The organism is Photobacterium arenosum, from assembly GCF_014841115.1.
Lineage (GTDB): Bacteria > Pseudomonadota > Gammaproteobacteria > Enterobacterales > Vibrionaceae > Photobacterium > Photobacterium arenosum.
The window spans coordinates 234,053-247,522 of record NZ_JACYTP010000002.1 but is presented as its reverse complement, the minus strand read 5'-3'; the positions used below and the strand labels follow the sequence as shown (position 1 = coordinate 247,522).

Annotated in this window: 16 protein-coding genes and 1 pseudogene; 3 read left to right on the top strand and 14 right to left on the bottom strand. The window is 46.5% G+C overall.

Features of this window, described 5'->3' with window-relative positions; translation table 11 throughout:
• Window positions 1-8: 8 nt before the first annotated feature.
• Complete coding sequence (locus tag IFO68_RS04375; RefSeq protein ID WP_192014751.1) at window positions 9-371, bottom strand: GFA family protein; 363 nt, start codon at window positions 369-371, stop codon at window positions 9-11.
• Between the two features lie 40 nt (window positions 372-411).
• Window positions 412-1,305: a LysR family transcriptional regulator gene (locus IFO68_RS04370; RefSeq protein ID WP_192014750.1), complete on the bottom strand. Its 894-nt coding sequence runs from the start codon at window positions 1,303-1,305 to the stop codon at window positions 412-414.
• A gap of 128 nt (window positions 1,306-1,433) precedes the next feature.
• On the opposite strand from IFO68_RS04370, the gene IFO68_RS04365 reads away from it, so the two are divergent.
• Complete coding sequence (locus IFO68_RS04365) at window positions 1,434-2,162, top strand: SDR family NAD(P)-dependent oxidoreductase (RefSeq protein WP_192014749.1); 729 nt, start codon at window positions 1,434-1,436, stop codon at window positions 2,160-2,162.
• Window positions 2,163-2,339: 177 nt separating this feature from the next.
• A complete protein-coding gene (locus IFO68_RS04360; RefSeq protein ID WP_192014748.1) occupies window positions 2,340-2,672 on the top strand; it encodes a PBPRA1643 family SWIM/SEC-C metal-binding motif protein in 333 nt (110 codons plus the stop codon).
• 127 nt (window positions 2,673-2,799) lie between these two features.
• Here the strand turns inward: IFO68_RS04360 and IFO68_RS04355 are convergent, their stop codons facing one another.
• Window positions 2,800-4,041: a DNA glycosylase AlkZ-like family protein gene (locus tag IFO68_RS04355; RefSeq protein ID WP_192014747.1), complete on the bottom strand. Its 1,242-nt coding sequence runs from the start codon at window positions 4,039-4,041 to the stop codon at window positions 2,800-2,802.
• 200 nt (window positions 4,042-4,241) lie between these two features.
• On the bottom strand, window positions 4,242-5,282 hold the full coding sequence (locus IFO68_RS04350; RefSeq protein WP_192014746.1) for an alkene reductase: 1,041 nt from the start codon (window positions 5,280-5,282) through the stop codon (window positions 4,242-4,244).
• A gap of 133 nt (window positions 5,283-5,415) precedes the next feature.
• On the opposite strand from IFO68_RS04350, the gene IFO68_RS04345 reads away from it, so the two are divergent.
• Window positions 5,416-5,997: a TetR/AcrR family transcriptional regulator gene (locus IFO68_RS04345; RefSeq protein WP_192015046.1), complete on the top strand. Its 582-nt coding sequence runs from the start codon at window positions 5,416-5,418 to the stop codon at window positions 5,995-5,997.
• Window positions 5,998-6,076: 79 nt separating this feature from the next.
• Here IFO68_RS04345 and IFO68_RS04340 read toward each other — a convergent pair whose 3' ends face one another.
• From IFO68_RS04340 to IFO68_RS04295, 10 genes and pseudogenes are all read right to left on the bottom strand, one after another.
• The gene (locus IFO68_RS04340) at window positions 6,077-6,427 is read right to left on the bottom strand and encodes a putative quinol monooxygenase (protein ID WP_027253994.1); all 351 of its coding nucleotides are present in this window, start codon (window positions 6,425-6,427) and stop codon (window positions 6,077-6,079) included.
• A 217-nt stretch (window positions 6,428-6,644) separates the two neighbouring features.
• Window positions 6,645-7,115 (bottom strand): YehS family protein, encoded by a 471-nt coding sequence (locus IFO68_RS04335; RefSeq protein WP_192014745.1) that lies wholly within the window; start codon window positions 7,113-7,115, stop codon window positions 6,645-6,647.
• A gap of 111 nt (window positions 7,116-7,226) precedes the next feature.
• Entirely contained in the window at window positions 7,227-7,853 is a 627-nt protein-coding gene (locus tag IFO68_RS04330; RefSeq protein WP_192014744.1) for a LysE family translocator, read from the bottom strand.
• 86 nt (window positions 7,854-7,939) lie between these two features.
• Window positions 7,940-8,338, bottom strand: coding sequence for a DUF6678 family protein (locus IFO68_RS04325; RefSeq protein ID WP_336510260.1), 399 nt, complete (start codon window positions 8,336-8,338; stop codon window positions 7,940-7,942).
• A gap of 63 nt (window positions 8,339-8,401) precedes the next feature.
• Complete coding sequence (locus IFO68_RS04320) at window positions 8,402-8,809, bottom strand: GFA family protein (protein ID WP_192014743.1); 408 nt, start codon at window positions 8,807-8,809, stop codon at window positions 8,402-8,404.
• Between the two features lie 182 nt (window positions 8,810-8,991).
• A pseudogene (locus tag IFO68_RS04315) lies at window positions 8,992-9,502 on the bottom strand (DinB family protein).
• 102 nt (window positions 9,503-9,604) lie between these two features.
• A complete protein-coding gene (locus tag IFO68_RS04310; RefSeq protein ID WP_192014742.1) occupies window positions 9,605-9,841 on the bottom strand; it encodes a helix-hairpin-helix domain-containing protein in 237 nt (78 codons plus the stop codon).
• A gap of 420 nt (window positions 9,842-10,261) precedes the next feature.
• Window positions 10,262-12,103 carry an NACHT domain-containing protein gene (locus IFO68_RS04305; RefSeq protein WP_192014741.1) on the bottom strand — a complete coding sequence of 614 codons (1,842 nt, stop codon included), beginning with the start codon at window positions 12,101-12,103 and terminating at the stop codon, window positions 10,262-10,264.
• A gap of 250 nt (window positions 12,104-12,353) precedes the next feature.
• The gene (locus IFO68_RS04300; RefSeq protein ID WP_192014740.1) at window positions 12,354-12,710 is read right to left on the bottom strand and encodes a VOC family protein; all 357 of its coding nucleotides are present in this window, start codon (window positions 12,708-12,710) and stop codon (window positions 12,354-12,356) included.
• A 396-nt stretch (window positions 12,711-13,106) separates the two neighbouring features.
• A complete protein-coding gene (locus tag IFO68_RS04295; RefSeq protein WP_192014739.1) occupies window positions 13,107-13,412 on the bottom strand; it encodes a hypothetical protein in 306 nt (101 codons plus the stop codon).
• Window positions 13,413-13,470 lie beyond the last annotated feature (58 nt).

Below are 13,470 nucleotides of genomic sequence, written 5' to 3'. Positions count from 1 at the left end.
TTACCCACTCACTCGTCAATAAACTGCCAGGTATCCGCTCCATCAAATAAACGGATGCGAATCGGCCTGATCTCCTGAGCTGAAAACATGCTGTAATTCACCGCGAGCCGATCACTGCCGGAAGCAGGCGCAGAAGAATAATGTGTCACGCAGCCGCAGCGTTTGCAGCGATGAAAATGAATGCATTTATCACCGTGCTCATAATACTCGGAGCCAAACTCCCCCACCTGAATATCCACCTCTGATTCGGTCAGATACCCCCACAGTGCCCCGTAACGGTAGCAGAGCGAACAATTACAGCGGGTGGCGGTTTCGGTAAGTCGTGCAATGGTTAACCGGACATTGCCGCAATGGCACTGGCCTTGATACATACCTGACTCTCCTTTTCTTGATTGAATGCCGATGATGATTTTACCCCGGCCAATGCGTCAGCAGAAATTGCCAGACCGCCTGCGATGCTTTGGTCCGTTCGCCGACACAGACAAGCTGTATCGGGCTGCGCTCCGGATGGCGCCAATCTGTCAGCACAGGCACTAACAGGTTCTGCTGGCATTCCTGCTGCACAAAAGCAGGGTCAACCATAATAATCCCCAGCCCTTCACACGCCATGTCCACCAAAGCCCGGCTGTTGTCGGTTTTGATTGCCGCGGCCACTTCAACCGTTTCTGTGTCGCCGCTCGCGTCCTGAAAAGGCCAGAAATTAAAGCGACTGGTCGTATTTTCAAACACCAGGCAATCGTGCTGCGCCAGTTCATGCGGCGCTTGAGGGCGGCCCCGCTCAGCGAGGTAACGCGGCGAGGCAAACCATCCCCAGTGCTTGTTCCCGATCTTTCGGGCAATCAGGGAAGAGTCCGGTAGCTGACCGATACGAATGGCAATATCAATTTTCGCATCCAGCAAGTCGACCGTCTGATCATCCAGACTCAGCTCAATCACAATATCCGGATACGTCTGGCGCAGCTGTTTCAGTACCGGCACCACAAAGCGCTGCCCCATCAGAATACTGGCACTGATTTTCACCCGCCCTTTCGGTGTCTGTTGCGTTTCGTCAATGATGCCATGCAGGTTCGATAATACCACCCTGAGATCACCAGTGCCCAGCAACAGGTTGCGGCCAACATCCGTCAGCTGCAGTTGCCTGGTGGAACGGTGCAGCAAAGGCTGACCAATAAACTGCTCAAGCTGGCGAATTTTCTTGCTGACCGAAGATCGCGGTAAATGCAGCTCAGTCGCTGCTGCCTGAAAGCTGCCGCGCTCTGCCACCAGATGAAAGACGTGCAGCAGCGGCAAATTAAGGTAAGACATATCCATCCCTGTGTGTTTATTTCCATTTTGGAACCAGTCTGTAGCCATATTGGTGCCTTATTGGCAACAGATCAAGCTGATACGCTGTCCACACAGTTAGAGACAAGCTCACAGGCAGGAGAAATACCATGAAAGGAAAGACATTTTTAATCACTGGCGGTACAGCCGGTATCGGACGGGCACTGGCGGAACATCTGGTTCAGTCCGGCCATCAGGTCATCATCACTGGCCGTGATCAAGCCAGAGTTGATACGGCAGCACAGGCCATTGGCTGCGCCGGGTATGTGGCAGACAGTGCCAGTTCAGCACACATTAAACAGCTTGCAGCCACGCTGAAACGTGACAATATTCAGCTTGATGGTCTGGTGCTCAACGCCGGTATTTTCTATCCCGAATCCATGCTGACGACCACAGAAGAAGCCTTTGATCTGACCATGGACATCAACACCAAAGGGCCTTGGCTGACGCTGCAGCAGCTTCATCCGATCCTCAGCAATCCTTCCAGCGTGGTGTTTGTTTCCAGCATTGTCGTCAACAAGGCGTTTGCCAACAGTGCAGTGTATTCTGCCAGTAAAGCCGCATTTGAAGCGATTGCCCGTGTTGCTAATCTCGAATTCGCGCCGCAGGGTATTCGGATTAACTCGGTTCGCCCCGGTGTCACCGCGACAGAAATTCAGTCGAAAGCCGGGATGACCACTGAGCAGCAACAGGCGTTGTTTACCTCACTGGATAGCACGCCATTGGGCCGGGTGCTAACGCCTGACGATCAAATCGGTGCCATTGAGTTCTTGCTTTCCAATCAATCGCTGGCCATGCGTAATGCCGTGCTGGAAGTCAATGGCGGGTACGGGCTGTAAAATAAGCACGGCCGCTGGAAAAACATCAACCCATTTTGCGTGATCTGCATACTGCCCTTCAGCCATAGCCTGAAGGGCGTTTTCTTACCGGGTTTGTTTGATCACTGCTTTATCAATGACCATTTATGCGTATAATCGCCGCTCTGTTACGTCATACCAACGAGTGATGAATCTCCAATGTCAAAATTTTTTTTCAAAGGCCGCAGGGATGTAATGCAAAACCATGCGCAGTCGGGTTATAACGTAAACCGTGGCGTCAAGGCAGGTACTGAAGAAGCGCCCGTTTCTGTCGTGGTGAACACAGAAGCACGTAAAGCGGAGATTGAAGCGCTCGTAGCTGAACACGCGCTCGTGGCCGAGATTGTCGTCGATGCCGCTCAGGAAGAAAACACGGTTGAGCTGGATACGCTGCTGAACAAGCCCGCCACCATCACCTTTGAAAAGACACCCAACCGCAACGATCCTTGCTCTTGCGGCAGCGGTAAAAAATTCAAAAAGTGCTGTGGCTAACGCGACCTGAGTCGCTTTGCCTGAGCATCTATACCAGAGCATCTTTCAGCGACCTGCCTATGAACGACAAAAACCTGATGTTCATACGCAGGCAGCTCCGCCTCTTTTCCAGCCGTCTGTGGCTTTTTCAGCGACCTGTTGCAAATTCCTGCTTGTCTTCCAGCGCCTTCAGTGCACTTTGTAATGGCAGCACAAGCTGTTTGGGATGAGCCTGAGTCAGAGACACAGTGCTGCACGCCTGAAAATGACAAAACTGCGCGACAGCCGCAGCAAACGCCGCCATCAGCAGCTCCTCATCAAAACTATGATTTTCAATGTGCAGGGATTTGATTTCCAGATGGCTGATTTTTCGGTGCGCCTTGCAATCCATCCGTCCGATAAATTCACCGCGGTACAGTAGCGGCAGGCAGAAATAGCCATACTTTCGTTTGGCGGCGGGCACATAGCATTCAATCTGATAGTCATAGTCAAACAGCGATTTGAGCCGATCCCGCTGAATCACGGCATTGTCGAACGGCGACAGGATCAGCATCCGCTGATTCAGCCGGGGAACCGGGCGCTCCAGTGCCCCGGCGTCCATCACAAAGACTTCTCCGCTGCTGACTTTCACTTGTTCCAGCTCGCCCATCGCCAGCTTTTCCTGCACTAAATCTTTCACCGCTTTGCGCAGGTCGGTGCTGCGGCGCAGATAAGTCAGCCCCTTCATCGACATCAACCCATGACCACGCAGTTGACGGCCCAGCAAATGCGCTGCGAATTCCGCCATATCCGGCATTTGAGTGTTCACATGCGAAGGCAATACCCGCTCGGTTAAATCATAGGTTTTCTGAAAGCCTTCGCGACTGCTGACCATCAGGTCGCCTTCCATATACAGCTGTTCAAGCGCTTTTTTAGCGGGTTTCCAGTCCCACCAGCCTGCCCGCTTGCTGGAATTGGTGTCCACATCACGCGAACGTATCGGGCCTTCGGCGCGAATGCGTGCCAGCAGTTCTGTCATGAGTTTGCTGTCACGCTCTTTGTACCAATGCGTCTGGCCGCATTTGATCGCGTGTTTGTAGGGTAAGGAGAAACGAAAATCTTCGATGGGGATAAATGCCGCCGCATGGGTCCAGTACTCAAAAATGTCGCCATCGAGCAACAGCTGATGAGTCATGTCCGGCCTGAAATTCGGTACCCGGGCGTGAAAAACATGATGGTGCGCGCGCTCCACCACAGAGATGGTGTCTATCTGCACATAACCTAAGTGGTTAATCGCTTTGCGTGCTCCGGCCAGGCCGCGTCCATAAGGCTGAGCCTGGAGTAACCCCTGTGCAGCCAACGCCAGACGCCGTAAACGCGCCAGATCCTGCGGCCGTTTTATTTCTATCACTGTCATCCTTCCCTAGCGTGTAATTTCACTGCCCTATCGTATCAGGATCAGCACCCGATATTGAGAGCGATGAAGCGTAATCGGCAATGATGGCTTTGATCTGATTCTGAGTCCCGCTCCGGTTACTAACCTTCGGCCCTTCACATAAAAACGGAAGGCAGAGCCTTCCGTTCGATTTATGTAACAAGGTAAAACTTTGCTTATACCAGCTCGGCCAGCATGGTATCTGAGTATTCGGTCAGTGCTTCACCGGCTCGGACTTTGGCAACATAATCCGGATTGGCAATCAAAGGACGACCAATCGCCAGCAAATCGAACTTGCCGCTGGCAATCGCCTGACTGCCGCTTTCCGGCGTAAAACCGCCCACGCCGACCAGCGTCTTGCTGTAACGCGAGCGCATATACTCAGAAGCCGTGCCGCCCAGATAATCAAATTCCATCTGGTCGTCAAACACGCCCACATGCAGGAAGGCCAGGTTACGGGTTTCCAACTCACCCAGCAGGTAGTCAAATACTTCGCGATCGCGGGCATCGGCATCAATATTGAAGTAAGCCCCCGGCGACAGGCGCAGCGCAGTGCGGTCTTCACCAATGGCTTTCACGACAGCATCGACCACAGCCAACGGGAAACGCGCCATGTTTTCTGGGTTTCCGCCGAATTCATCTTCACGTACGTTGCTGCTGTAATGCAGGAACTGATCGATCAGATAACCGTTCGCGCCATGGATCTCGACCCCATCAAAACCCGCTTCCAGTGCATTGATGGCGGCCTGAGCGTAATCGGCAATCAGCTCTTCGATCTCTTCCTTGCTCGCCGGTTTCGGTTCGAGATACGTCAGCTCACGCATCCGCGGCACTGTGCCTTCCACACCCAGCGCGGAAGGAGCCAGCACAAAATCGCCGCCAAAGAAATGGGGATGTGCCACACGGCCGGTGTGCCATAACTGAGCAAAAATTTTACCGCCGTTGTCATGCACTTTATCGGTAACGTTACGCCAGCCTGCAATTTGTGCCGGTGTGTACAGCCCTGGTGTGTTCGGATAGCCCTGCCCGTCCGGACGGATGATGGTGGCTTCACTGATGATCAGACCAATCTCCGCACGACGGGCGTAGTAATCGGCCATCGCCTGAGTCGGCACCAGCTCATCATCCGCCATACAGCGGGTTAGCGGCGCCATCAGAATACGGTTTTTCAGTGTGATTGAGCTATTCAGTGCGAGAGGTTGAAACAAATTTTCCATTAGGGACACCCTGTGATCATTTCTTGAACGCCCATTCAAATTAGTCGATCTTGAATGTGCGTTCAAGTATTTTTTGAATGCCCATTCAAGATCGGATAAAATCCCTGCAAGCCACATGGATAAGAGAAAATTAATGCGCAGCGCCGAATTTGACCGCGAAACGGTATTACATTCCGCAATGGATGCCTTTATCGCCAAGGGTTACAGCAAAACCAGCATGCAGGATCTCAAACAGGCCACAGGGCTGCATCCGGGGTCCATCTATTGTGCGTTTACCAATAAACGCGGCTTGCTGGTGGCAGCTCTGGAGCACTATCAGGCTGAACGGGACAAAGTTTTTGTGCAGTTATTTGACAGCCAACCCACAATCATGGCTGGTATTGCGGCTTATCTGGAGCAAATGGTGATCGAATGCGAGCAGGAAGAGATTAAAGATTGTCTGTTGCAAAAAGCCCTGAGTGAACTGGCGCGGGACGATAAAGAGATTGAGCGCCTGATCAGCCATAAACTGAAAGACTGGGAGCAGCTGTTTGTCTGTAAATTTGAACTTGCCCAACGGAACGGCGAATTGTCAAATCAGCGCAATGCAAAAACACTTGCCCGTTACCTGGTCATGGGAATTTACGGCATCCGCGCCTATTCCCACACCTGCCCCGCACCTGGTGTGTTGCGCGAGCTGAGTGAAGAGTTGTTGAGAAATATTCAGGGGAGATGATGCTTCGGGAAACAAAGCGGCCCAAGTCTCTGAGCCGCTTGCGATTAACAGAAGGCAAGATGAACACTACAAGCTGAGGTTAGTCGTAAACAGGAGCGTCAAAGTTGTACCCTTCATCGGAATAAGCGGTCACGATTGCATCGTCAACCAGGCCTGATTCCGCTTTAACCTGGGTTTCAAAAAAGTGTTGAATTTGTTGCCGGCGACCATGCGCAGACCAGTCTTCTGCACTTGCCCAGATCTCGTTAAACACGATGGGATAGTCGTTTCTTGTCGCACTCGGGTGGTCGATCTGGCGGGTCAGTGTGTACTGAACGCAGCCTTGCTCGCGAAGCGAATCCGGCTCCAGTGCTTTCAGTACGTCAAACAGTTCGGCTTCTTTGCCTGCTTTGGGTTTAAATTGTGCCAACACATAAACGCGACTTGTCATTCGATTTCCTTTCTATTTCTGAACGTTAAGATGATGTCGTTTGCAAACGATAGCATAGAAGTGAGAAAGTTGAAGGCCGCCAGGTGCAATGTGGTGAAATGACGTCAATCGCGAATAAAGCTGAGTCATACACCTTCACTTCATTGATTGACGCCATCTTCAGTCTGTCCTGAATAGCACAGAGTAAGCTATTGATTTATCATTACGCGCCGGATTCTTACTCGCTAGCGTTGGCACCTGACTGGCGCTGAACAGCGGATAAAAATTGACGAAGGACTTCGTCTTTACATTCCCGGAAGTGCTTGTTGTCTGGCTTGCGGAAAAAGGCGCTCAGTTCATGCTTGCTTAAGCTCACACCGACAGTCTGCAGCATCTCAAGAATATCTTCCGCTTTTAAATTCAACGCAATACGTAATTTCTGGAACACCATATTGTTGTTCAGATGATCTTCCGGTTTGGGTTGCTCGCCATCACGCTTACCACGTTTGAAATTAATCAGCCCATTCAGAAACACGGCTAACTCAGTGTCAGTCAGCTTGATAAAGGTCTCGGCAGCGTCTTTTTCTAACCAACCCGCAACCTGTTCTTCGGTTGCGCTGAAATCCGCCATCGCGAAGATTTCAATCATAGTATTGTTTTTAAAATCAAAGGTATCACGTACACGACGCAAGATATCATTATTGGTCAAAATAGATCCTAGTCTTAGGTATGCCATGGCAATCAACACGATTGCTGGAGAGCGGTGATCTTACCAGACTTGCGAGCCAAGCCCTATCAATTGCTCATGTCACAGTAAAGCTTATTTTCCACTCGCACCGAGCAGCAACTTCAAACTGGCGGCTCCGAAAAACAGTGCAAACAGAATTTCAAATCCCCTTTTGGACCTGAGGTAAAGCTGCCGGATCCCTGAGCGTGAAAAAAGCGCTGCGTAACCCAGAAAAACGGATGAACTGACCACCCCAACCACAAGAATGACAGAGATCAGATCAGCGGATCCGGCCGCTGCTGGCACGCCCATGGAATACAGAGCGCCAAAAAACAACACGGCTTTGGGGTTCGTCAGATGAATCAGCAGACCTTTGAAGTAATTGCCCTTAACTGTGGATATTTGATTGTCTGGCAGTGTGGACGAAGCCGATTGAAAAGCAGACCGCAACGACTTCCATGCTAAATACAGCAAATACAACGCCCCGCAGTACCTCATCGTTTCAAAAAACCACACATTCGTATGCATTAAGGCTGCCAGCCCAAACGCAGCAAAAGCAGACCACAACAATGAACCGGTAAGCACGCCAGCAGCCAGTGATAAACCCAAATAGCGCCCATGCTTCATGGAAGCACCGGCTATCGCCAGCGTCGCAGGTCCGGGACTGGCAATCGCTGCGAAAGCAGACACAATAATGAGCAGATAATTAATCTCTTCCATTGTTTTCTGACTCCCTGTTTGGGCTGATGAAGACTGATTTTATTGTTTATCCCTCATTGAGATATTTGACCAACAACATGTGCTAATTACGCCTTGTACCCGTAGATTGTGACACCTTCGGAATCGATATCAATTTCAAAGCTCCCTATCGTACAGAGCTGTTCGATAATGATAGAAAGATCTTGCGTTTTATACTGTGTCGGTGCATTTTCATAAGGCTTGTATCCAACGCGATTTGGCAGTTTAAGCCACTCAATTTTCTTGAATTCAAACGGCCCATTCAAAGCCCCACAATCACCAACATAGTTTTCACCAAGTTGCTCGTCATCGGGAACAAAACCATGTTTTGGCTCGTCTTCACCTACGAGTTTCCAAATACAATTTTTCAGTCCTAAGTGTGAGTCATTCACTATGCGAAATAGTTTTCTCCATTTCGCATTGGACATACACGAGTACGAAAACTTAGCGATATCTCTATCCAGCACAATACTCTCCAGATGTTCATGTAACCCGCAATAAGATAACCCGCATCAGACAACCACAGACACTTAATCTTCACGCCCTTCGGAAAACGTCTGTAAATTGGAATGCAATTGACACCAGTTTGGCTTGTAGGCGGTGTAAATTTGAGCATCGACTTTGACGGGTATATCGTCGTCAAACGTCGAGATAGCTAACTCAATGTCATTAGGAATCGCATTTTTCACGCGAAAACCTAAACTGGAACCGCAATGGGAACAAAAGGTTCGTATCGTGCCATTGGGGGCAACAAACTCTTTCAGCAAGTGCTCTCCTGAAAGCCAGTTTAAACCCTGCACCCCAACCAGGGTTCCAAAGGCTGCACCATGAAATTTACGACACATTGTGCAATAACAGTTCGCTGCCTTTTCACTGAAACCGCTAACAGAAAACTGAACGCCCCGGCACAAACAAGACCCTTGGTATGTGTTACTCATCTTACGTCTCCCTTCTGATGTATAGCGAATGACATCGCCCCCTTCTCAGGCTTTACTGCACTGGATGAGCCGGAGGCCACTATGCCACCTATCTATGGCATTGATTTAGCCGAGTCATCGCACTGACTGCAAAACTAATAATGTCATGCGTTGGCAGTCCCTTTTACCTTCGAGAAGACTCATCAGTGTTCGGTGCCAGCACGCGCTCTTCTTGTGGGCTCTGTTTCATGCAGATAACGCGTAAATGTATCTTTTTGGACGCTCAAGACCATTTTCAGCTAACACTCTTGAAGCCATGCCTCGGTGGTTACTGCCATGGGTCAGTAAATGCAGCAAGATTTCTTCAACGGTGAGCTGCCCTAAGGCACCATCTATAAACTTAAACGAAACAATGCGCTTGAGTTCTTCCGGCGTGGCTGACTGCGTATAATTTACAAGCCACAAATCATGCTCATTCATTGTCTGACGCAGTTCGGATAAGGAAGGAGTTTCTACTGTATTATCGCTACTGTATTTTTCAGATTCACCGATGATTCGACTGATGAACAGACTATCGACAACTGTTGTATGATTTAGAATCCGAACGAAAAATGTGGCATCAATTTCCGGTAATTTTGAAAACTGCTGTTCCCCTAATTGAAGCAGCTCAGCATTGGCCCATTGTTTATATTGAAACGCTTTAGATAACTGCATTTTCTCTCCGAAACAAATCAGAACATGGCATTGTTACTGACAAAAACAGCGCAAACCCGTGATTACATCTAAATCGCTTACTCTGTATTATTGCAGCCCTGATTACACACTTTCTTTGGCACATAAAATGGCAGCCGCGATAGCGGCTTTTGCTTGGGGGCTATTTTTCCAGCACGTGGTTCGTAACATAGAAGCCACCATTTCAGCGATTTCATCAACTTGATAAGTGGCCAAATCAGACAATGTGTTGATTCCAATTTCCTCAAACCTTTTGATGACAGTCGGGCCGACGCCTTTCACAGCCAAGAGCACTTCTCTTTCACGATCAGAAAATGCCATAAAATTTCCTTATTCATATATTACGAATGACATGGGTTTCCTTTCATCAGGCGTTATCACACTGGGTATATTTGAACACGAAATCACTGGAGATTATCATTCCGCAATTCTACGTATAGCATTGATTTAGCCAAATATAGTTTCGTACCCACGGTGAGGTTCACCAAGGCAAGGTGTTAATCCACAAATCAATCACGCTCTCAAAAGTCCTTGAGACGTTTGCTAATATCCCACCCGCGATTATCGGGATGGAAGCCTGCAGTGATTCTCGTTACAGGGCCCGAGAGCTAGTTAAAAACAGCCAGCATCGCCGCCCTACGGCGTTCAACCAAGCTATTTCCATAATAATTCCGCTTTGGGCTTATCCATCACCGGATAAAATATCTGCTGCGCAAACGTATTATTACTTGTTATCCGTATTTAGCCAAATAATAACTCAGACAACTCTTTTTGTTTACAAGTATATATTTCTCTCAAAGATGATAGTTTTTCTTTTGAAAAATTTAGATTAGTATTTACGTGACAGTAACATTTAGAATTATAGATCAATGTAATTACTTCGGATGGCATTGAACATGTATCCTCCAAACTTAGGAAATCATGTTCTTTCCCATCACCTTTGATAATTAATTCAACTAACTGCTTTCGTGCTTCTTTTACTTCATCACTTTCATCAATATCTCTTTGAGTTCTATAATATTGATGAAATTCATCACCATATATTTTGAAAAGGATATGCACAAAGCGTGTATGGTCACCTTCTCGACTATATAGCCTGAAAGCAATACTAAATTCGCCCTCATTGTCGATAGTTGTTAAGCCTTTATACATCATAGACAATAACTTTGCTTTCCCTTCTTTAGTATCCGGAATAATAGATAATTCATTAATCATCTTTTCCATTCGTGGAATCACCCACTCCTGCTCCAAAAAGTCTTGATTTATATCGTAAATCATAGGTATTACATCATCTCTATCATTTACGAATGCAATTTTATCAATTATTTTGAATTTATTATCCGAAGCATAATTAACAATGAAAATAGAAGTGAAATACTCTTGAAATGAACGGTGAGTGAAAGTATATCCGTTACCATCACGCTGCATGATGCAAACTGTATCTAATAGATCATTTAAAAAGTGAACTTGGTCTACTTCAACCCCTGAGATCCTTAAAGCATTTTCCAAGTATCTTTTTATTTCAACTTCAGAGAAATAATACTTCCTATCCGAATAACTAACTATTGAAAATGCCGACAATAGCTTCCTAAAGTCGTCTAAAGGTAAATTAGAGAATGACTTTCTTTTATATAAGCTTTTTAATGAATCATGCTTATTAAAAAGAGTTAAGAATGCTTGCTCATAAAACAAGTGTATCTTATTTGGTATTTCTGCAATTTGTTCGTAAGTTAAAAGCATCATTGTTAATAACAAAGGATTACTCGCAAAACTCTCGTGTTTTTCATAAAGTTTTTTATCAAGAACATCTAAGAACTTACGTTTGACTTGTCTGTCATAATCTAGTTTGCTTATAAGGGCTTTTGATTTTTCTTTATCTAAAGGGAGAACTTTGTATACATAAAATTCCTCCCATGAATGAAAACGCCCATCTGGTCGGCTAGAAAGTAGCAACAATATGTTTTGGTATTTTGAAGCTATTCCAACAATTTCTTTCTCGTATCTTTCTCTCAACTCATTATTCAGCTCATCAAAACCATCAAAAATCAGTAAAACCTTACCTAAATCTAAAGAATAATCTAATTGTGACTTTGTAAAAGTAGACTCTATTTCGGTTAAAGTTTTTAATATAAAATCAAACAAACTAGTTTCGGAGTCAGAATTTAAATGTCTTAACTCAACAAAAATAGGAAAAATCCCTATTGGGTTTTCAATTAAGTCCAAAAGAACACTTTTACAAAATGTCGACTTCCCCGATCCAGCAGTACCAGAAATAACCAATCGTTTGTTTTTCTGAAGTTCACTTATAAAATCAGACTCCTTTATTTTATGATCAAATCCTAATTCAAGATCCGTTCTAACATAGAATTCATTAATTTTAACTGGAGCATCACGATACAAGAGTGTTTTTGTTCTTGAGTACCTATCATAACTTCTAGAAATATACTTATAAAAACAGGCATTTAAAGTAACCTTTAATTTATCACACCCATCTTTAGTCATCTTACTAACACCATCAAATATGGGTTTAGAAAACTGCTTAACTAATTCTAGAGCAATTTTATTTGGATCTAATTCTTTCACAAAAGTTCCTATTAAAAATTAGTAATATTAATATAATCCAATAATTTCGATAAACACTGATAGCTAACGAATGACATGAACTCCCCTCATCAGGCTTTGCCACACTTGATAAGTCTAATGGCTACCGTACCGCAATCTGTCTATAGTATTATGTCCACTTTAAGTAAAAATGATTAAGCCATTAAAAATTTATTTTAAATGGCTTAAATTAAATAACACCATATAACGCTATCAAAGCTGATACTGTTTTTCATTCCACCCTCTTCCCCCGCAACCCAATCAGATTCCCAAAGGGGTCCAGAAGCTGGCACATGCTCAATCCGTTTTCGATATTGATCGGGCCACGATAAAGTTCAGCGCCTAAACCGAGAAAATGATCAAGGGCGGTTTGCAGGCAAGGGACGGACCAATAAAGCACTGTGCCCTTTGCGCCTGCGCTGACTTTTTCATCGGCCTGAACGACTTCCAGTGACAATCCGTTCATGTCGAGCACAGTGAAATCAAATACTTCTATATAGACAGGTTTAGCTTGCGGGAAAGCTTTGCGGTACCAATCCAGCCCGGCTTGCACGTCTGGAACATGCACCAGGAGCGCTGAAGGTGTCATCTCGATCCCCCTCGGTTCAATTCATGCTCACGGTGAAAGACGCTACCGCCCCTGACAGTGAAGTCACGTAAGCAGGGTATTTTCGTCTGATGAGTCAGACATATTATTGGCATATGGGACAGGTTTCACTAAAACATGGCATCGCAGTGTCAACTTTGTGGTTTAGGGCAAGTTTCGCGGGGAGGTGATAAGAACTGTCAATGAAGACATAACCAGATTATCCGGTATTAGCCTGGCTGCACTTGTGCGCTTGCAACAAGCAACCACGCCCGTCTGTTCGTCAAAGATGCGTCATCGCATTATATTTCTTGAGAGGGGCTCGCACGGGAAATTGTGGTCTTTGCAATCTTCAGAGGACGCTGAGCGCGTCCCCTGAGATTTCAGCGCGTTATGAATTCAATCAGAAACTGCTGTATTGCCGTATGATGAATGCCCCTTCTGGCTATCCTGCTGATGTTTCTCTTTATCCGCATCAGGATGCTTTAATTGCTCTTGTGACGCTTCTTTCTGAACAGCGCTTTTTTCCAGTGAATCTGACGTTGCTTTTACATCCTCGGTCAGCTGATCCTGCTTGCCATCATTGATGATCAGCTGTGTCGTCCCTGTTTGATCAGCCGCCGATGCAAATCCGGACAGGGTCATGGATAACGCTGTCAGCACAACTCCCAGAGCGAATCCATGTTTTGATTGAATCTGACTCATCTTAAGTTCCTTTTTTAATTGATTGTTGGTACGGAGATAAATAAGCGCCTGGCATACT